17 protein-coding genes and 1 pseudogene are annotated in these 19568 nt (G+C 71.6%); 8 read left to right on the forward strand and 10 right to left on the reverse strand.

Features of this window, described 5'->3' with window-relative positions; translation table 11 throughout:
• Window positions 1–69 precede the first annotated feature (69 nt).
• The 3 genes from H4N64_RS18605 to H4N64_RS18615 all read right to left on the reverse strand — a co-directional run bounded on the left by H4N64_RS18605 (window position 70) and on the right by H4N64_RS18615 (window position 3080).
• A complete protein-coding gene (locus H4N64_RS18605) occupies window positions 70–1923 on the reverse strand; it encodes a serine/threonine-protein kinase (protein WP_186283473.1) in 1854 nt (617 codons plus the stop codon).
• Between the two features lie 78 nt (window positions 1924–2001).
• On the reverse strand, window positions 2002–2460 hold the full coding sequence (locus H4N64_RS18610) for a MarR family transcriptional regulator (protein ID WP_186283474.1): 459 nt from the start codon (window positions 2458–2460) through the stop codon (window positions 2002–2004).
• A complete protein-coding gene (locus H4N64_RS18615; protein WP_186283475.1) occupies window positions 2457–3080 on the reverse strand; it encodes a type 1 glutamine amidotransferase family protein in 624 nt (207 codons plus the stop codon). Before H4N64_RS18615 ends, H4N64_RS18610 begins: the two co-directional genes overlap by 4 nt.
• 165 nt (window positions 3081–3245) lie before the next feature.
• On the opposite strand from H4N64_RS18615, the gene H4N64_RS18620 reads away from it, so the two are divergent.
• The 3 genes from H4N64_RS18620 to H4N64_RS18630 all read left to right on the forward strand — a co-directional run bounded on the left by H4N64_RS18620 (window position 3246) and on the right by H4N64_RS18630 (window position 6200).
• Window positions 3246–4601 carry an aspartate aminotransferase family protein gene (locus H4N64_RS18620; RefSeq protein WP_186283476.1) on the forward strand — a complete coding sequence of 452 codons (1356 nt, stop codon included), beginning with the start codon at window positions 3246–3248 and terminating at the stop codon, window positions 4599–4601.
• 126 nt (window positions 4602–4727) lie between these two features.
• The gene (locus tag H4N64_RS18625) at window positions 4728–5426 is read left to right on the forward strand and encodes a GntR family transcriptional regulator (RefSeq protein WP_186283477.1); all 699 of its coding nucleotides are present in this window, start codon (window positions 4728–4730) and stop codon (window positions 5424–5426) included.
• Between the two features lie 123 nt (window positions 5427–5549).
• On the forward strand, window positions 5550–6200 hold the full coding sequence (locus H4N64_RS18630; protein WP_186283478.1) for a hypothetical protein: 651 nt from the start codon (window positions 5550–5552) through the stop codon (window positions 6198–6200).
• Between the two features lie 14 nt (window positions 6201–6214).
• Here the strand turns inward: H4N64_RS18630 and H4N64_RS18635 are convergent, their stop codons facing one another.
• The 3 genes from H4N64_RS18635 to H4N64_RS18645 form a co-directional block, all read right to left on the reverse strand.
• Window positions 6215–6511: a DUF3303 family protein gene (locus H4N64_RS18635; protein ID WP_186283479.1), complete on the reverse strand. Its 297-nt coding sequence runs from the start codon at window positions 6509–6511 to the stop codon at window positions 6215–6217.
• Between the two features lie 64 nt (window positions 6512–6575).
• Window positions 6576–7256 (reverse strand): response regulator, encoded by a 681-nt coding sequence (locus H4N64_RS18640; protein ID WP_186283480.1) that lies wholly within the window; start codon window positions 7254–7256, stop codon window positions 6576–6578.
• Window positions 7253–8527 (reverse strand): sensor histidine kinase, encoded by a 1275-nt coding sequence (locus tag H4N64_RS18645; protein WP_186283481.1) that lies wholly within the window; start codon window positions 8525–8527, stop codon window positions 7253–7255. The genes H4N64_RS18640 and H4N64_RS18645 overlap by 4 nt, the downstream gene beginning before the upstream one ends.
• A 203-nt stretch (window positions 8528–8730) precedes the next feature.
• Here H4N64_RS18645 and H4N64_RS18650 point away from each other — a divergent pair, with 203 nt between their 5' ends.
• Window positions 8731–9420, forward strand: coding sequence for an ABC transporter ATP-binding protein (locus tag H4N64_RS18650; protein ID WP_186283482.1), 690 nt, complete (start codon window positions 8731–8733; stop codon window positions 9418–9420).
• 38 nt (window positions 9421–9458) lie between these two features.
• Entirely contained in the window at window positions 9459–12218 is a 2760-nt protein-coding gene (locus H4N64_RS45135; RefSeq protein ID WP_336246728.1) for an FtsX-like permease family protein, read from the forward strand.
• Between the two features lie 64 nt (window positions 12219–12282).
• On the opposite strand, the gene H4N64_RS18660 is transcribed toward H4N64_RS45135, so the two are convergent.
• Window positions 12283–13566 carry an adenylosuccinate synthase gene (locus tag H4N64_RS18660; protein WP_186283483.1) on the reverse strand — a complete coding sequence of 428 codons (1284 nt, stop codon included), beginning with the start codon at window positions 13564–13566 and terminating at the stop codon, window positions 12283–12285.
• A gap of 175 nt (window positions 13567–13741) precedes the next feature.
• Here H4N64_RS18660 and H4N64_RS18665 point away from each other — a divergent pair, with 175 nt between their 5' ends.
• Window positions 13742–14581 (forward strand): diacylglycerol kinase family protein, encoded by an 840-nt coding sequence (locus tag H4N64_RS18665; RefSeq protein WP_186283484.1) that lies wholly within the window; start codon window positions 13742–13744, stop codon window positions 14579–14581.
• 17 nt (window positions 14582–14598) lie between these two features.
• Here the strand turns inward: H4N64_RS18665 and H4N64_RS18670 are convergent, their stop codons facing one another.
• Complete coding sequence (locus H4N64_RS18670; RefSeq protein ID WP_186283485.1) at window positions 14599–15099, reverse strand: GbsR/MarR family transcriptional regulator; 501 nt, start codon at window positions 15097–15099, stop codon at window positions 14599–14601.
• Between the two features lie 73 nt (window positions 15100–15172).
• On the opposite strand from H4N64_RS18670, the gene H4N64_RS18675 reads away from it, so the two are divergent.
• Window positions 15173–16063 carry an ABC transporter ATP-binding protein gene (locus H4N64_RS18675; RefSeq protein WP_186283486.1) on the forward strand — a complete coding sequence of 297 codons (891 nt, stop codon included), beginning with the start codon at window positions 15173–15175 and terminating at the stop codon, window positions 16061–16063.
• Window positions 16060–17639 (forward strand): annotated as a pseudogene (locus H4N64_RS18680) (ABC transporter permease). The gene H4N64_RS18675 and the pseudogene H4N64_RS18680 overlap by 4 nt, the downstream one beginning before the upstream one ends.
• A 5-nt stretch (window positions 17640–17644) precedes the next feature.
• On the opposite strand, the gene H4N64_RS18685 reads toward H4N64_RS18680, so the two are convergent.
• Together H4N64_RS18685 and H4N64_RS18690 are read right to left on the reverse strand one after the other, a co-directional pair.
• The gene (locus H4N64_RS18685; protein ID WP_186283487.1) at window positions 17645–18238 is read right to left on the reverse strand and encodes a Uma2 family endonuclease; all 594 of its coding nucleotides are present in this window, start codon (window positions 18236–18238) and stop codon (window positions 17645–17647) included.
• Window positions 18239–18326: 88 nt separating this feature from the next.
• Complete coding sequence (locus tag H4N64_RS18690) at window positions 18327–19532, reverse strand: cytochrome P450 (protein ID WP_186283488.1); 1206 nt, start codon at window positions 19530–19532, stop codon at window positions 18327–18329.
• Between the last annotated feature and the right edge of the window lie 36 nt (window positions 19533–19568).

The following is a 19568-nucleotide window of genomic DNA, read 5'->3' on the forward strand; positions in this document are numbered from 1 at the left end:
GGGGGTATTCCGGGCTCGTCCGCAGATGTTCGCTCAGCATTCAACTAGGGTCGGGAGAGGGCCCGTTGGTCACTCCCTCGTGTAAGTCAGCCTCTCGCCGGTGCTCGTGTTGACCCGCTCAAGACTGCCGTCCCCGAGGAGGGTGAGCTCCGTGGCAGCGCCCGGGGTGCAGGAGGAGGCCGGTTCACCGACGGAGACGGTGGAGGGGCCGATCTCCAAGGGGCCGTCCCCCGTGGGCTCTTCGGCCAGCTTCGCCTGGAAGACGCAGTGGTAGTCCGCGCCGTCCGCGACGAGCGAGAGCACGGTGTCGCCCACCTCGCCCTGCTGGAGGGTGAGGTGGCGGGTGTGGAGACCGGCGTCGTTGTCGAGGGTGGTGGACCAGGTGCCGAGGTAGTCGGCCGGGATCGGTCCGCCCGATGTCTCCGAGGCCGTCGGGGACGGGTCCTCGGTCGTCGGGCCGGGTGTGACGGGCGCACTGACCTGGGGGGTCGACGTGGGCTTGCCGTCCGTGCCCTCGCTCCCGTCGTCCTCGGAGCCGTTCATGAGGGCGTACACCGAACCGCCCGCGGCCACCGCCACCACCAGCGCGACCGCGAGGAGCAGCGCGGTGGAACGGCCGCTGCGGCGGGGCGGCTGCGGCGGGGGTACGGCCGGGCCGTACGGCGGGGTGGAGTAGGCGGGCGGCGGGGGCTGGTAGGCGGGGTGGGGGTAGCCGTACGCCGGATGCGCGGGAGCGGGATGCGCGGGAGCCGGATGCCCTTGCGCCGGCTGTGGTCCCGCCGGATGGGCCGGGGCCGCCCCGAAGGCGCCCGGGGGCGGAGCGGCAGGAGGCGTCAGAGGTGCGGTCACCGTGGGAAGGTGCCCCATCGGTCCGCCCACCCCGGGCTGCCCCGGCACGGGCGGGCCCTGGACGGCGGCCGGACCCGGAGCGGGGCTCTCCGACTCGTCGGCGGCCGGGGCGTGTTCCGGGGACGCCGGTTCCTCCGCCTCCAGCAACCCCACCGCGTGCCGCCCGAGTTGGGCCACCAGCGCGCTCGGCAGCCAGGGATCCCGGGAACGGCCGTCGGAGACGGTGTCCTCCACCCCCGTACGCTCCAGAATCCGCGCCAGCGTGGGCCGCGCCCCCGGATCCTTGCGCAGACAGTCCCGGACCAGGTCGGCGATGCCCTCCGGCACGCCCTCCAGGTCGGGCTCCTCCTGCGCGATACGGAACATCTGCGCGTGGGCGCCGCTTCCGCCCGCGCCGAAGGGAAGGCGGCCGGTCGCGGCGTAGGCCAGGACCGACCCCAGGCAGAAGACGTCGCACGCGGGCGTGATGCGGTCGCCGCGCACCTGCTCGGGGGCCATGAAGCCGGGCGAGCCGACGAGCGCGCCGGTGCGGGTGAGGCCGGATTCGGCGACCGTCTCCAGGGCTCGGGCGATGCCGAAGTCGATGACGCGGGGTCCGTCGATGGTGACGAGGACGTTGGAGGGCTTGAGGTCGCGATGGACGATTCCGGCGGCATGGATGTCGGTCAGCGCGTGGGCGAGTCCGGCGGCGAGGATCCGTACCGAACGCTCGGGCAGCGCGCCGTGGTCGTGCCCGACGACCTGCTGGAGGCTGGGCCCGGCGACATACCCGGTGGCCACCCAAGGGACGGGGGCCTCGGTGTCGGCGTCGAGGACGGGCGCCGTCCAGTAGCCGCCGACCTGCCGCGCGGCCTCCACCTCCTGCCGGAACCGCGCCCGGAACTCCTCCTGCGCGGCGAGCTCCTCGCGCACCAGCTTGACCGCGACCGTACGCCCGCGCTCGGACCGGGCGAGATAGACGCGCCCCATCCCACCGGCCCCGAGCCGCGCGATCAGCCGGTACGCGCCGATCTTCCCCCAGTGCTTAATGCCTGGGGGGACCCCCAGTGGATCCCCCGGCCCCAGCTGGTCCATTCAGGCCCCTCCCCCGAAACGCCCCCCACGACGAATCCACGATAGTGCGGGCATACGGGGAGGTGAGCGGGCCGGTGTCTACGGTTCCGTAACAGCCGGGGCCGTCTCCTCCAGGACCTTCGACAGCCGTTCCAGCAGCCGTACGGCGTCCGCGAGTTCGGCCTCGCCGAAGGCCTCCGCGAGCCGGTCGGCGAACGCGGCGTGCCCCGGGTCGATCCGGCGGACGGCGGCGAGGCCCTCCTCGGTCGGCGCGAGCAGTTTGGCGCGCCGGTGGGCCGGGTTGGGCCGGTACTCCGCGAGCCCCCGCTCCACCAGCAGATCGGCGATCCGCTGCACGCTCTGCCGCGTGATGCCCATCGTCCGGGCGATCCCGGCGACGGGCAGCGGTTCCCGCAGCACCGCGCCGAGCACCTGCCACCACGCCGCGGTGATCCCGGCCGGTTTGGCCAACTCCTCGGCCACCGCGAGGAATTGGCCGTTGAGCCGGAAGACCCCGAGCGCACCGCGGCTCAGCAGATCCTGCCGCTCACGGCTCACTGAGCCGCCTCCAGTACGGCGTAGGCCTCGGCGTCGGAGTCGTGGAACAGCCGGTACCAGGCGTCCAGCACCTCGCCCTCGTACACCCCGAGAAGCCGGAAGATCTCCCGGGCGAAGGCGACGGGTTCGGTGGGCCCGGCGGTGATCAGCCCGCCGTCGGTGACGGCATCAGTGTCGACGTAGCGCTCGCCGCCGCCGTACCCCGTCGCGGCGAGATAGAAGGAGACGGCGCTGGTGTGCGCCCGGTCGTCGAGCAGCCCCTCCCGGGCAAGACCGGCGGTGGCCCCGCAGATCGCGGCGACGGGCACCCCCGCTGCCAGGAACTCCCGCGCCTTGCGGGCGAAGGGCGCCAGGTCGTCGGAGCCCGCCGCGGTAGCGGCTGATGTCTCAGTCCAGAGGTCAGCGCCCGGGAGGATCAGCAGCGCGCTGTCCTCGGGGTCGACGTCGTCCAGGGCGAGGTCGGGCTGGACGCGCAGTCCGCCGATGCTGCGGACGGGGGCGGTGGTGGGGCCGAGGGTGCGGATGTCGTACCCGGCGCGGGCGAGGTAGGCGGTGGCGTACCCCGTCTCCCAGTCGGCGTAGGTGTCGTAGACGGCGAGGTGTACGGGCTTGCGGCTCATGACTGCCTCCTCGACTCTCAGGTTTATGACAGCATGCTGTCACTTAGACAGGATGCTGTCAATTGACCCCGACAGGGGCCGTTCGACAACCTGTCGCGGAAACCCCCGTCCCACAGACAGGACGCCGATATCGCTTCCGCATCGCGGACATTTACCCTCGGCCGCATGACCCCTCAGCCAAACCCCGAGGTCGGCGCCGCCGTGAAGGCCGCGGACCGTGCTCATGTGTTCCACTCCTGGTCCGCGCAGGAGCTCATCGACCCGCTCGCCGTCGCCGGCGCGGAGGGGTCGTACTTCTGGGACTACGACGGCAACCGCTACCTCGACTTCACCAGCGGGCTCGTCTACACGAACATCGGCTACCAGCACCCGAAGGTCGTCGCCGCGATCCAGGAACAGGCCGCGCGGATGACGACGTTCGCGCCCGCGTTCGCGATCGAGGCGCGGTCGGAGGCGGCCCGGCTGATCGCCGAGCGGACGCCGGGCGACCTGGACAAGATCTTCTTCACCAACGGCGGCGCCGACGCCGTCGAGCATGCGGTGCGCATGGCCCGGCTGCACACCGGCCGCCCGAAGGTGCTGTCGGCCTACCGGTCGTACCACGGTGGCACTCAGCAGGCCGTGAACATCACCGGGGACCCGCGGCGCTGGGCCTCCGACAGCGCGACCGCCGGTGTCGTGCACTTCTGGGCGCCCTACCTGTACCGCTCCCGCTTCTACGCCGAGACCGAGGAGCAGGAGTGCGCGCGGGCGCTGGAGCACCTGGAGACGACGATCGCCTTCGAGGGGCCGTCCACCATCGCCGCGATCATCCTGGAGACCATTCCGGGTACGGCGGGGATCATGGTGCCGCCGCCGGGCTATCTCGCCGGGGTACGTGAGATATGCGACAAGTACGGGATCGTCTTCGTCCTCGACGAGGTCATGGCCGGGTTCGGGCGGACCGGTGAGTGGTTCGCGGCGGATCTGTTCGGCGTCGTGCCGGATCTGATGACCTTCGCCAAGGGCGTGAACTCCGGGTATGTGCCGCTGGGCGGTGTCGCGATCTCGGGCGCGATCGCCGAGACCTTCGGGAAGCGCCCGTACCCGGGTGGTCTGACGTACTCCGGGCATCCGCTGGCCTGTGCCGCCGCCGTCGCGACGATCGACGTGATGGCGGAGGAGGGTGTCGTCGAGAACGCGGCGAGGCTCGGCGCGACCGTCGTCGAGCCGGCGCTTCGGGAACTGGCCGAGCGGCATCCGTCGGTGGGCGAGGTGCGCGGTGTCGGGATGTTCTGGGCGCTGGACCTGGTGAAGGACCGGGAGACGCGGGAGCCGCTGGTGCCGTACAACGCGGCCGGCGAGGCGAACGCGCCGATGGCGGCCTTCGGGGCGGCCGCGAAGAAGCACGGCATCTGGCCCTTCGTGAACATGAACCGGACCCATGTCGTACCGCCGTGCAATGTCTCCGAGGCGGAGCTGAAGGAGGGGCTCGCGGCGCTGGACGCGGCGCTGTCGGTGGCGGACGAGTACACGGAGTAGCCTTCAAGGACCGCTGCAGTGGCCGGGGTCACCCATGAGCGACCCCGTAGCTCGAACGCGTAAGGTGGCGTGCTCGCAGACATATGCGTGCATGCCACCCCGCGCGAACGAGGAGACCTCCCGACCATGCCCGGCTCCAGCGGCAACGCTGCCGTGACCCGTAGCACCCTGCGGCAGCAGATCGCGGATGCCTTGCGGGACGAGGTGCTGGCCGGGCGGCTTCAGCCGGGGCAGGAGTTCACGGTCAAGGAGATAGCCGAGCAGTACGGCGTCTCCGCCACCCCGGTGCGTGAGGCGCTCGTCGATCTGTCCGCGCAGGGGCTGCTGGAAGCAGACCAGCACCGCGGCTTCCGCGTCCACGAGTACTCCGTGGACGACTACCGCGGGATCATCGAGGCCCGCAGCCTCATCATCGACGGCATGTTCCAGGCCCTCGACGACAGCCGCAAGGGATACCGGGAGCCCGGCGACCCCCGCACCGCCGCCGCCCTCGCCGGTGTGCGCCGTCGCGGCGAGGAGGCCCAGCGGGCCGCAAGCGCCGGTGACCTCACCGTCCTCATCGGCTACGACCTGCGCTTCTGGCGCGAGCTCGCCGCCCTCTTCGGCAACCCCTACCTCGCCGACTTCCTGCACCGCCTGCGCGTCCAGTCCTGGGTGTGCGCCGTGCAGCCGCTGCGCCGGCTGGCCGACCTGCGCGGCGAGCTCTGGTCCGGCCACACCGAACTCGTCGACGCGCTCTCCCGCCGCGACATCGCCGCCGCGCGCTCGATCATCGACGCGTACCACACCCACTCCCTCTCCCTGATCGAGCGACTCGCGACCTGAGGGATGGGTATGGGACCTGCACCACCCGTACCCACGACCGGTACTAGGGGGTTTCACCCCGGGCCGTACCGATTACCCTTCCCTGACCATCGCACTACGCCGCGCTACGCGAGGAGTCCTCTTTTGGCCTGTGACCTGTGGCTGGTACCGCTCGTCGATGTGTTGTGCCACACCCCCGACAACCCGTTCGCCGAGGAACTCGCGCAATACAACAAGGTGCTCGCCGAGGCCGGGCTCCCGCCGGTGCCGGTGTACCAGTACATGCCGGGCCTGTCCGGCGAGGTCGCCCCGGTGGCCGGATTCGACTACGACGCCCTGCACTTCCTGCGCCGCGCGTATCTCCTCCAGGTGTGCGGTCTGCCGATGACGCCGGTGGACGAACTCGGCGGCGACTACGAACAGCTCCTGGAGATGTTCGAGACGACGGCCCAGCAGTCGCACCTGGTCTGGCACTACGACCACGCGGGGGCGTATGTCCCGGTGGACTTCCCGCACCCCCTGTCGAGCGATGAACTCCTCGCCGGGGGCGGCCCTTTGGGCTCCTCCCAGACTCTGCTCCGGGAACTGGAGTTCGTCGCCCCGTCGATCGGCATCGACCCCGCGAACCCTCCGGCGGCACCCCGACCGCCTCTGGCCCCCACGGAGTTGGAGGAACCGGCCGTCCCCGCGCCGTACGACCCCAGCCCCTTCGCCCGCGAACGCCATGTCTGGCTGGGCCTCCACGCGGCGGCGACGCGCAGCCTGGCACAGGGCTCGATGATCATCTTCAGCTGAAGGGTGACGCCAGGTCAGTCGCCGCCCAGTTGGGAGAGCCCCTTCTGGAGGTCCTCGGCGTTCATGATCGGGGTGAACGTGATCTCGGCGTTGAGCTCGGTGAAGAACGGTTCGGCCGTCGGCGGGAGTTGGGAGCTGTCCTGGAGGTCCAGGACCAGCCAGCAGGTACGGCGCCCGCCCTCCGGACCGAAGTACGCGGCTTCCGGCCTGAGCTTCTCCAATGCGGTCTTGATCACCTCGGGCATCCGGCCGCTGCGGATGGCCTCGTTGCCCTTCTCCGTGTCCAGCGTCGCCTTGAGCATGACTCGCATCGCAGTCTCCTTTTCGCCGTCTACCCGCTTCAGGATATGCCCTATATGTCAGGGTTCGCAGTTCTCAACGGCCGCTTGCTCCCGGAGTGATCAGCCCCGTCTCATAGGCCACGACAACGGCCTGGGCGCGGTCCCGCAGGCGGAGTTTGGCCAGGATCCGGGCCACGTGCGTCTTCACGGTCGCCTCGCTCAGGACGAACCGCTCGGCGAGTTCGGCGTTGCTCAGCCCGGTGCCGAGGGCCTGGAGGACCTCCACCTCGCGCGGGGTGAGGACGGACAGGTCCCGGTGCAGCACGGCGGTCCGCGTGTCCTGCGAGACGAAGCGCTCGACGATGCGCCGGGTGATCGCCGGGGCGAGCAGCGCGTCACCGGAGCGGGCCATGCGGACGGCGGCGACCAGGTGTTCGGGGGTGACGTCCTTCAGCAGGAAGCCGCTGGCACCGGCCGTGAGGGCCGCGTAGACGTAACGGTCCAGATCGTACGTCGTGAGGATCAGCACCCGGGGCGGGTCGGGGACGACGGTGCCGGACAGGATGCGGCGGGTGGCCTCCAGGCCGTCCAGGCCCGGCATCCGTACGTCCATCAGCACAAGGTCGGGGCGGGTGCGCCGGACCGCCTCCAGCGCCTGCTCGCCGTCCGCCGCCTCCGCGACCACGTCGATGCCGTCGGCGGTGAGGATCATGGTGAAGCCGGTGCGGACCAGCGCCTGGTCGTCGGCGATCACCACCCGCGGCGCGGCCGTCACGGCGCCACCGCCGGAACCATGGCACGCACCCGGAAACCGCCGGTGGGCCGCGTCCCCGCGTCCAGCGTCCCGCCGTAGACGGCGAGCCGTTCACGGAGTCCGATCAGGCCCCGGCCGCCCTCGGGAACGCCCACGCCCGCTGCCGTACCCCCGCTGTCGGACACCTCCACGCGCACCCCGTCCCCGGTGTGCTCGACCGTCACCCGTACCCGCGCGCCCGAGGCATGCCGGACGACGTTGGTCAGTGCCTCCTGCACCACGCGGTACGCGGCCAGGTCGGCGCCGGCCGGGAGGGCGGCCGGAGTCCCTGTCACGGTCAGTTCGACGGGGACGCCGGTCGCGCGGACCCGGTCGACGAGGGCGGGCACCTGGGCGAGGCCCGGCTGGGGAGCCAGGCCGGGGTCCGAACCCTCCGCGCGGTCCCCGGCCTCGCCGTCCATCGTCAACAGGCCCATCACATGCCGTAGTTCGGCCATTGCGGTACGTCCGCCCGCCTCGACGGCCAGCAGTGCCTCGCGGGCCCGGTCGGGGGCGGCGTCCATCACCTTGCGGGCCGCGCCCGCCTGGATCACCATCACGCTCACATTGTGGGTGACGATGTCGTGCAACTCCCGGGCGATCCGGGCCCGTTCGTGCTCGACGGCGAGACGGGTGGCGGCCTCCTGCCGTTCCTGGAGGTCGCGCACGCGCTGCTGCCAGACATGGATCGCGTTCGCCCCGAGCCCCACCCCGACCAGGGCCAGGAACGGCACGACACTGGTGGTGAAGTACGGGAAGTACTCCTCGTGCAGCACCGTCATCAGCACGGCCCCGACCAGCAGGCTGGCCAGCGCGTACAGCCGGTGCGGACTGTGCACGGCGGCGCTGTACGCGGCAACCACGCACGACAGGAACGGATAGACGCCGGCCCCGCTCTCGCCGGAACGCTGACCGAACAGCAGCGTCAGGACGAGCACGGCCCAGAACGCGGCCAACGGATACCGCCGCCGCACGATCAGCGGCAGCGCGGTCAGCGCGGCCAGGACCAGCTCCCCCGGGTCCAGCGCGGTGTCCGGGGGCACGGGCAGGGGCGGCGGCGGCTCACCGAACTGCGGAGCCGGCGCCACCTGGTCCTGCTGCGGCCGCCCCACGGCACCCACCGTGCAGGCGGCCAGCACCAGGGCCAGGACGGCGTCGGCCGTCCGGCTCCACCGCGAGGGGCGCGGCAGCGGTCCGGAGTGCAGCAGTGCCGCCACGCCCGACTTCCACCGCTCCGCGCCCGCCCCGCTCATGGGCCCAGTCTGACAAGCGCCCGGTGCGGTCACATCCCTCTCGCCGGGGAGGGGCCGTACATCCGCCGCGTACATCTCAGGGATGACGTGCCCGCCGGGTCCTCCCGGTACGGCAGCCGCACTCGCCGCCGCGGGCGACGCCCCGGAGTCGGCACCGCGCCTAGCGTCGCGCCGAACCGTCCGTCAGAACCGGGGAGGCAGCGATGGACACACCCGTCATCGACATCAGCGACGTGAGCCGTACGTACGGGGAGGGGCCGCCGGCGCTCGCGGGCGTCAGCCTGACCGTGCGGGCCGGGGAGGCGGTGGCCGTGCTCGGTCCTTCCGGCAGCGGCAAGTCCACGCTGCTCAACCTGATCGCGGGTCTTGACCGGCCGTCCGCCGGCAGCGTCACCGTCGACGGGCTGCGCGTGGACCGGCTGAGCGAGACCGCCTCGGCGAAGTACCGGCGGGCGCGGATCGGCATGGTCTTCCAGTTCTTCCACCTGCTGGACGATCTGACGGTCACCGAGAACGTACTGCTGCCCGCCCGCCTCGCCGGAACACCCCGAGCCGAGGCCCGCCGACGCGCCGCGGACCTACTGACACACCTCGGCATCAACCGCCACGCCGACGCCCGCCCCGGCACCCTGTCCGGCGGCGAACGCCAACGAGTGGCGGTAGCCCGCGCCCTGATGAACCGTCCGGCCCTGCTGCTGGCCGACGAGCCGACCGGCGCCCTGGACTCCGCGTCAGGCGAGGACGTACGGGAACTGCTGACCGCGCTCAACGCGGACGGCCAGACGATCCTGCTGGTCACCCACGACCCGACCCTCGCCGAATCCTGCACGACCCGCACGATCGAACTGGTCGACGGCCGGATCGCCCGGGACACGGCGGGGGTGCTGCGGTGAGGGCGGGGGGTGGATTCGGGCGGCGTCGGCCGCGGGCCGTGGGTGCGCTGGGGGCGGTGGTGCGGGCCGGGGTTGGGCGGCGGCGGGTGCAGACCGCGGTGATGGTCCTGACCACGTTCATCGCGGTCACCTCGTCCGTGGTGGCCGTCGGGGTGCTCGTCGCGTCCCGGGCGCCCTTTGACCACGCCATGGCCGAGCAGCGCGGCGCACATCTGACCGCGTGGTTCGACGCCCGGAAGGCCACGGAGGCCCAACTGGCGGCCACCGCGCGGGCCTCCGGGGTCACCGGCGCGGCCGGTCCCTTCCGGACCGTGTCACTGAGTCCGCGTACGGCCTCGGCCTCCGGTGAGATGCCGTCCGGTACGAACCTGCCCGAGCTGACCGTCACCGGACGGGCCGACGCCGTCGGGCCGGTCGACCGGCTTGACCTGGTCTCCGGCAGGTGGGCCACCCGCCCCGGCGAGATCGTGCTGGCCGAGGGTGACAGCGCGCTGCCGACCGGAACACGGCTGGACTTCCCCGGCCTGCCGGGCCCACCGACACTCACCGTCGTCGGCATCGCCCGTTCGGTCACCGGCACCGCCGACGCCTGGGTGACGCCCGCCCAGGCCGAGGCGCTCACCACGCCGAACGGCACGTCCGGGTACGCGATGCTGTACCGCCTCAGCAGTGCCGGCACCGACGCCGAGGTAGCTGCCGGCCGGGCCGCGATCACCGCCGCCGCGCCGGAGGGCGCCCTGACCGGCACCCGCTCCCACCTCGCCGTCCGGCAGGAACAGCTCGCCAACGCGCTCGCCTTCGTGCCCTTCGTGGCCGCGTTCGGGGTGCTCGCGCTGGCCATGTCGGTGCTGATCATCGGCATCGTCGTCAGCGGCGCGGTGGGCGCCGCCACCCGGCGCATCGGCATCCTGAAGTCCCTCGGCTTCACCCCGGCCCAGGTCGTACGGGCCTACGTCGCCCAGGCCCTGCTCCCGGCCGCCATCGGCTGCGCCCTAGGAGTGGCCCTCGGCAACCTGCTCGCCGGCCCGGTCCTCGGCAGCGTCGAGGACGTCTACCGCGGCGCCCCGGCAACGATCCCCTGGTGGGTCGACGTAACGGCTCCCGCCGTAGCCCTGGCCCTGGTCGCCGCCGCGGCCCTCGCCCCCGCCCTGCGAGCGGGCCGCCTGCGTACGGTCGAGGCGCTCACGGTGGGCCGTACGGCGGAGACGGGGCGGGGGCGACGGTCGACGCGGCTGCCGAGGGGGCGCACACCGGGGCGCCCGGGCAGGCGGCTGACGGGCCGACTGCCGCTGCCCGGACAGGCCGGACGTACGCCCAACCCCGCACAGGCGCCGACGACCCACCAGCCGCCCGAACCCACACCGCACCCGCCCAGGCAGCTCACGGAACGACTGCCGCTGCCCGGACAGGCCGGACATACGCCCAACCCCGCACAGGCGCCGACGACCCACCAGCCGCCCGAACCCACACCGCACCCGCCCAGGCAGCTCACGGAACGACTGCCGCTGCCCGGACAGGCCGGACATACGCCCAACACCGCACAGGCGCCGACGACCCACCAGCCACCCGGACCCCCACCGCACACCCCCCACGGCCGCCCGCCCCGCCGTCCGACTGCCCGGCTCCCCCAACCCGTCGCCCTCGGCCTGGCCCAGTCCTTCGCCCGCCCCGCCCGTTCGGCGACGACCGCCGCCGCCGTTGCCCTCGCCACCGTCACCGTGACCTTCGCGGTCGGGCTGGCTCTGACGCTCGGTGCTGTGCAGACGCAGCGCATGCTCGACTCCTCCGCACCGGTCGTCGTGGAGACCGGCCGGGGGCAGGGCGGCCCTGCCGGTGCCGCCGTGGTCCCCGCTCCCGGGCAGCAGCCCGGGCCGCAGGCCGACCCGGCCGACGTGGCCGCCGCGCTGAAGGCCGAGCAGCGGACCCGCCGCTTCTACAGCACCGTCCAGGGCGAGGTGCAGGTGTCCGGGATCACAGGGCGGACCGCCGTGGTCGGGTATGACGGCGACGCGTCCTGGGGCGCCCCGGAGCTGGTCGAGGGGTCCTGGCTCGGCGGGCCCGGCCAGGCCGTGGTCACACAGCGGTTTCTCGACGCCGCCGGGGTCCGGGTCGGAGACTCCGTCACGCTGACCGAGAAGGGCCGCAGCAAGACCGTACGCATCGTCGGCGAGGCGTTCTTCACCGAGGACGACGGCATGGTCCTGCTGACCCGGGCCACGACCCTCACCGCCCTGGGCCTCGACGCCGACGCGCACCGCTTCCACGCCCAGCCGGTATCCGGCACGGCTACGTCGGCCTACCTGACCGCGCTGAACGAGGCCCTGGCCGACACCGGCGCCGTCGCCCACACCAATGTCGACAACGCGTCCGGCGTGATCGCGGCCATGGACGCCCTGATCGCCATGCTCACCCTGATGCTGGTCGCGGTCGCGGGCCTGGGCGTGCTCAACACGGTCGTCCTCGACACCCGGGACCGCATCCATGACCTCGGCATCCTCAAGGCCCTCGGCATGACGCCCCGGCAGACCGTCAGCATGGTCCTCACCTCGGTCACCGGCATCGGCCTGCTCGCCGCGGCCGCCGGGGTTCCGCTGGGCATCACCCTGCACCACTACGTCACCCCGCTCATGGGCAACGCCGTCGGCATGGACCTGCCCGACGCGTTCCTCACCGTCTACGACCCGCTCCCGCTGGCCCTGCTCGCCCTCGGCGGAGTGTCGATCGCGGTCGGCGGCGCCCTGCTCCCGGCGGGCTGGGCGGCACGGACGGACACGGCGAAGGCACTACGGACGGAGTGAGCACGCGAAAGGGGCGTCCCGGCCGGGACGCCCCTTTCAACACAGCTCACACAGCCGCTGCCGCTCAGATGAACGAGTTGATCTCGATCGTCTCGTCCCGGCCCGGACCCACGCCGATCGCGGAGATCGGGGCGCCGGACATCTCCTCCAGCGCCTTGACGTAGTTCTGGGCGTTCTTCGGCAGGTCGGAGAACGACTTCGCCTTGGTGATGTCCTCGGACCAGCCCGGCAGCGTCTCGTAGACCGGCTTCGCGTGGTGGAAGTCGGACTGCGAGTACGGCAGCTCCTCGACCCGCTTGCCGTCGATCTCGTACGCCACACAGACCGGGATCTGCTCCCAGCCGGTGAGCACGTCGAGCTTGGTCAGGAAGAAGTCCGTCAGGCCGTTGACCCGGGTCGCGTACCGGGCGATCACCGCGTCGAACCAGCCGCAGCGCCGGTCACGGCCGGTGGTGACACCCCGCTCGCCGCCGATGCGGCGCAGCGCCTCGCCGTCCTCGTCGAACAGCTCGGTCGGGAACGGGCCGGCGCCGACACGGGTCGTGTACGCCTTCAGGATGCCGATGACCCGGCTGATCTTCGTCGGACCGACACCGGCACCGGTGCAGGCGCCACCGGCGGTGGGGTTGGACGACGTCACGAACGGATACGTGCCGTGGTCGATGTCCAGCAGTGTGCCCTGGCCGCCCTCGAAGAGCACGACCTTGTCGTCCTCCAGGGCCTGGTTCAGGATCAGCACCGTGTCGGCGACGTACGGCTTGATCTGCTCGGCGTAGCCCAGCAGCTCCTCGACCACCTGCTCCACGGCGATGGCGCGCCGGTTGTAGAGCTTGGTCAGCAGCTGGTTCTTGACGTCGAGCGCCGCCTCCACCTTCTGCAGGAGGATCGACTCGTCGTACAGGTCCTGCACCCGGATACCCACACGGTTGATCTTGTCCGCGTAGGTGGGCCCGATGCCGCGCCCGGTCGTGCCGATCTTCCGCTTACCGAGGAAGCGCTCCGTCACCTTGTCGACGGTGACGTTGTACGGCGTGATGATGTGCGCGTTTCCGCTGATGAGGAGCTTGGACGTATCGACGCCTCGCTCGTTCAGCCCGCTCAGCTCGGAGAGCAGGACCGACGGGTCGACGACGACGCCGTTGCCGATGACCGGGGTGCACCCCGGGGACAGGATTCCGGAAGGGAGAAGGTGCAGGGCGTACTTCTGATCGCCCACGACCACCGTGTGGCCGGCATTGTTGCCGCCCTGGTAGCGCACCACATAATCAACCGAACCGCCGAGCAGGTCGGTGGCCTTTCCCTTGCCTTCGTCACCCCACTGAGCACCGAGCAGCACAAGTGCGGGCACGCGCGTACACCCCTTCCGGGCGGGGCATGTCCAGGGTCAGGGGCGTACGACGTACGTACACCGGCGGCCTTCGTCGGCCGCAACCCGTCGGACCGGATGCCCCGGAATAGACGAAGCCCCTGGCGCAATAGCGCAAGGGGCTCTTGCACAAAGATGCTACCCGAGGAAGCGAGGCATGGCCGAGGTGGCGACTTTCGCGACGTCCGATCAGCTGCTGGTGGTCATCGACCCGGTCGCCCGGCATACGGACGGGGAGTCCGTACGGATCGCGAAAGACGTGCTCAGCGCGGGTGCCGCGACAAAGGTGTGCCTTCCGGAGGGCCCCGAGGAATTCGCCCGGGCCCTGGCGCGTCGCGGGACCCGTCGGCCCGTCGTGGTGGGCGACGACCGGGCCCTGGTGCGCGCGGTGTCCCTGCTGCACCGGCAGCGGGAGCTGGCCGGATGTGTGCTGTCGGTGGTCCCGGTCGGCGCCGTGCTGAACCTGGCCGGCGCCCTGGGGGTCCCCACGGGCGCCGTGGCGGCGGCCCGGGCGGTGCTGGACGGGGTGGAGCGGCGCCTGGACCTGCTGGTCGACGACAGCGACGGGGTGGTGCTGGGGGCGCTGCGGATTCCCCCGGTGTCGCCGACGGGGAGCACCGAGTGCGTGGACGGCCGCCCCTGGGTGCGGACGTACCAGTCCCTCGTGAGGACACTGGTCCCGGCCCGCCCGGCTCCGGCGCCCTCGGGCCCGGGACCCGCGCGGCTCCGGGTGGAGGTGGACGGGGTGACCCTGGTGGACCTGGACCAGCCGGTGGAGGGCATCTCGGTGACCCCTCACGGCTCGGGCACGGCATCGGTGGAGGTCCGCCCGGCCTCGGTGGGCGCGGAAGCGGCACCGCTACTGGCGAGGGGCCGCAGGGTGACGGTGTCCGGGGCGGACTTCAGGTACCGGGCGGACGCGACGGAGGCGGGCCCGGTACGCAGGCGGACCTGGACGGTGTGGGAGGGGGCGCTGGGGCTGGTGGTCCCGGCCTGAGTGCCTCCTCAGGCCGCCTACTCCGAGCCCCCGAACCTCTCCTCCCGGTGCCGCTTCCAGCGCTCCATCATCGCCGCCACCTCCGCGTCGATGAACTCGAAGAACGCCAGGGTTTCCGCCATACGGCGGCCGGCCTTCGTGTTCGGGCCCAGGCTTGCCACGCCCTCCCTCAGGGCGACCTCCCAGCGCTTGATGACGGCCTCGCGGTTGGTCAGGGCCTCGTACCACTGGTCGCCGTGGACCCGGTAGCGCTCTCGGCGGGAGCCCGGCTCGCGTTCCCGGGAGACCATGTGGGTCTGGGCGAGGTAGCGGACCGCGCCGGAGACCGCCGCCGGGCTGATCTGCAGCTGTTCGCCCAGTTCGGCCGAGGTCATCACGCCCTCCTCGGAGGCGAGGAGCGCGGCGAAGACGCGGGCCGCCATGCGCTGCATCCCGGCCTCGACCAGCTGCGCCGCGAACGACTCGACAAACCTCGACACGGCCTCCGTGTCCCGCCCCGCCTCGGCTGCTTCCGTCATGCGCACATCCTAACGGGGCTTCACTCCCTTCCTTAACTTCACAAATTTCTGAAAGAAGCGTACGTTCTGAACCATGACCAGGGCAATCACCATCTCCGGGCTCCACAAGGCGTTCGGCAAGACGCACGCGCTCGACGGCCTCGACCTGGAGGTGGCGGCAGGCGAGGTGCACGGCTTCCTCGGCCCGAACGGCGCCGGGAAGTCCACCACCATCCGCGTCCTGCTCGGCCTGCTGCGCCCCGACTCCGGCGCCGCGCAGATCCTCGGCCGCGACCCGTGGGCGGACGCCGTGGAGGTGCACCGCCGGATCGCCTACGTCCCCGGCGACGTCACGCTCTGGCGGAACCTGTCGGGCGGCGAGGTGATCGACCTGTACGGCCGACTGCGCGGAGGACTCGACAAGGGCCGACGCGCGGAGCTGATCGAACGCTTCGAGCTGGACCCCACCAAGAAGGGCCGCACCTACTCCAAGGGCAACCGCCAGAAGGTCGCCCTGGTCGCCGCGTTCGCCTCGGACGTGGATCTGCTGATCCTCGACGAGCCGACGTCGGGCCTCGACCCGCTGATGGAGGAGGTCTTCCAGCGGTGCGTGGCGGAGGAGCGGGAGCGCGGGCGGACGATCCTGCTGTCCTCGCACATCCTCAGCGAGGTCGAGGAGCTCTGCGACCGGGTGAGCATCATCCGCAAGGGGCGGACCGTGGAGACGGGGTCGCTGGCGGACCTGCGGCATCTGACGAGGACCAGCGTCACGGCCGAACTCCTCGCCGCCCCCAACGGGTTGGCGCAGCTGCCGGGCGTGCACGACCTGGACGTACAGGGCCACCGGGTCCGCCTCCAGGTGGACACCGACAAGCTGGACGCCGTACTGAAGTCGCTCGCCGAGTCCGGCGTACGGTCGCTGACCTCGACCCCGCCGACGCTGGAGGAGCTGTTCCTCCGCCACTACCAGGAGGCGGCCCGATGACCACGGCCGCCGCCGAACTGGCGGGCACCGGAACGCTGTTGCGGTTCGCTCTGCGCCGGGACCGGCTGATGATCCCGGTGTGGGTCGCGGTGAACGCGCTGATGATCCTGTCGATGCCGAGCACGCTGGAGAACCTCTACGGACCCCGGCGGACCGCGCGAACCTCGTCGAGGACACGGCGACCAACGCCTCCTTCCGGGCCCTGATCGGCCCGGTCTTCGACGACTCCATCGGCGCCCTGACGGCCTGGCGGGTCGGGGTGTACGCGGGTGCGCTCGCGGCCGTGGTCAGCCTGCTGGTCGTCGTACGACATACGCGCGACGAGGAGGAGAGCGGGCGTCAGGAGCTGGTGGCGTCCGGGATGGTGGGGCGCAGGGCGTCCCTGACGGCGGCGCTGCTGACGGCCGGTGTCGCGAACGCCGTGCCGGCCGTGCTGGTGGCGGTAGGGCTCGCGGGGCAGGGGGCGGCGGGGGCCCTGGCCTTCGGGCTCGGGCTTGCCGGGGTCGGCATGGTGTTAGCGACGCTGGCGGCGATCGTCGCGCAGTTCACGGAGAGCGCACGGCTGGCGCGGGGGCTGACGGCGGCGCTGCTGGGCGCGGCCTTCGTGCTGCGCGCGGCGGGGGACTCCGCGTCGGACGACGGCTCGTCGGTGCTGACCTGGGTGTCGCCGCTGGGGTGGCTGGAGAATCTGCGGTCGTTCGCGGACGAGCGGTGGTGGGTGCTGCTGCTGTTCGCGGGGGCGGCGGTTGTGCAGGGCGCGGTGGCGTACGTGCTGGCCGGGCGCCGGGATGTGGGGATGAGCTTCCTGCCCGCCCGTCCGGGACCGGCGCTCGGTCGCCTCGGCACGGCGGGTGCGCTGGCCTGGCGGTTGCAGCGGGGGTCCGTGGTGGGCTGGTCGATCGGCTTCTTCCTCGCCGGGGTCGTCTACGGCGGGCTGACAGACGGGGTGGCGGACCTGGTCGGCGACAACGAGAACGCCCGGGAGGTCTTCCAGCGCATGGGCGGCCAGTCCGGGATCACGGACGCGTTCCTGGCCTCGATGGTCGGGATGCTGGGACTGATCGCCGCGCTGTACATCGTCGCGTCGACCCTGCGTCTGCACGGCGAGGAGACCTCGATGCGGGCGGAACCGGTCCTGGCGAACGCGGTCGGCCGTCTCCGCTGGGCGGCGGGCCACCTCCTGATCGCCTTTGCGGGCGCCGCCCTGATCATGCTCCTGGCGGGCCTGGGCTTCGCGGTGGGCTACGGCAAGGAGGTCGGCCCCGTCCTCGGCGCCTGCCTGGTCCAGCTCCCGGCGATCTGGGTCATCGGCGGTATGGCGGTCCTGTTGTACGGCGCTTTGCCGAGGGCGGCGATGGCGGCCTGGGCGGTGGCCGGAGCGGTCCTGCTGATCGGCTGGGTGGGCCCGGCGCTGGACGCTCCGCAGGCGGTGCTGGACCTGTCCCCGTTCGGCCATCTGCCGAAGCTGCCGGGCGGGGGGATGGAATGGGGGCCGGTGCTGGTGCTGTCGGCACTGGCGGCGACCCTGGTCGGCGTCGGCCTGGCGGGCCTGCGCCGCCGGGACATGACGACCTGACCGGTTCAGTCGACGTACTGCTTCAATTCCTCGGTGTCGAGTTCGATGCCGACCGGATCAGGGAGAGCAAACCTGTCGCCGAGCCTGGCCACGTGGATGTCCTGGTAGCCGAACTCCGGGTTCGGGTTGCTGTGCACAAGAACCGAGAGGTTGTCCCGGTCGATCAGCAGATAGACCGGGATGCCCGCCTCGGCGTACGCCCGAGGCTTCTCGACCCGGTCACGCTTGTGGGTGTCCGAGTCGTACGACGTGATCTCGACTGCCATCAGCACGCCGCGAGGATCGGCCCACTCCCCTTTGCCCGCGAAGTGATCGACAGGGGCGAGCACCCCGTCAGGCCGGGCCCGGCCCTTGCGGTAGGCCTCCACCTTGAGCCCTTGCAGAGGGTTGAGGTCCAACTCGGGCCGAGCACGCATGCACTGACGGATCAGCCACATGGTGATCGTGTTGTGGTTGCCGTTCGTCACTTTCTTGAGCCCGATCCGTCCGTCGATGAACTCGAACCTGACGGTCTCGTCCTCCCTCTCGGCGAACTCGGCGATCCGCTCGAAGATGTCCACCGACAACTGAGACGACGTACGTTCTGCCATAACCGTCATGGTGCCTCCCTTCGCAGGCAGGCACCAGCTTGACGAGCCACCGACGACCACCGATCGGGATTCGCTCAGCGATCATCCGAACGAGTGATCACCCCACCTCGACGCTCAGCCCCTCCAACCCCCGGATCACGAAGTTCGGCTTCCGCTCCGGTTCCGCCGCCAGCCGCAGCGTCGGCGCCTTCTCCAGCAGAGCCGTCATCGACGCCGACAATTCGATACGGGCCAGCGGCGCGCCGATGCAGTAGTGGATGCCTGCGCTGAAGGAGATGTGCGGGTTCTCCTTGCGGGTGAGGTCCAGTCGCTCGGGGTTCTCGAACACCTCGGGGTCATGGTTCGCGGAGCCGAAGAGCATCGCGATCTCCGCGCCCCTCGGGATCGTCGTGCCGTCGATCTCGATCTCGTCCAGGACCCAGCGCTCGAAGAGCTGGAGCGGGGTGTCGTAGCGCATCAGCTCCTCCACCGCGGAGGGGACCAGGGAGTGGTCGGCGCGCAGGGCGGCCAACTGCTCCGGGTTGCGGAACAGCGCGTACCAGCCGTTGACCGTGGAGTTCACCGTCGCCTCGTGCCCCGCGTTCAGCAGCAGCACACAGGTCGAGATCATCTCCTGCTCGGTGAGCCGGTCCCCCTCGTCATGGGCCGCGATCAGCCCGGAGATCAGATCGTCCCCCGGCTCCTTGCGCCGCTCGGCGATCAGTTCCCGCAGATACGCGGAGAACTCGACGGAGGCCCGGACCGCCTTCGTGGCCGTGTCCTCGGACGGGTTCAGCTCGTACATCCCGCAGATGTCCGCCGACCAGGGCCGCAGCGGCGCCCGGTCCGCCTCCGGAACGCCCAGCATCTCGGCGATCACCGCGACCGGCAGCGGCTCGGCGACATCGGCGAGCAGATCCCCGCCGCCCGCCTCGACCAGCCGGTCCACCAGCTCACCGGCGAGCCGGTTCACGTACGGCTTGAGCTGCTCCACCGTTCTCGGGGTGAACGCCTTCGACACCAGGCGCCGGATGCGGGTGTGGTCCGGCGGCTCCAGATCGAGCATCCCGTGGTCGTTGAGCGTGTGGAACGGCTCGTGCTCCGCCGGGGGCGCGGCCCGCCCGAAGTCCTCGTGCGTGAACCGGTGCTGATACGTCCGCCCGAGCCGCCGGTCGCGCAGCAGCGCCGAGACGTCGGCGTGGTGCGGGACCAGCCACTGGTTCGTGGGCTCGTAGTAGTGCACACGGCCCTGGGCACGCAGCTCGGCGTAGGCGGGGTACGGGTCGGCGAGGAACGCCGGGTCCCAGGGGTGGAAGGCTGTCATGAACGGACGCTAGCCCGGGATCCCCCGGTCTGACCA

Source organism: Streptomyces cupreus, assembly GCF_014257025.1.
Taxonomy (GTDB): Bacteria; Actinomycetota; Actinomycetes; order Streptomycetales; family Streptomycetaceae; genus Streptomyces; species Streptomyces cupreus.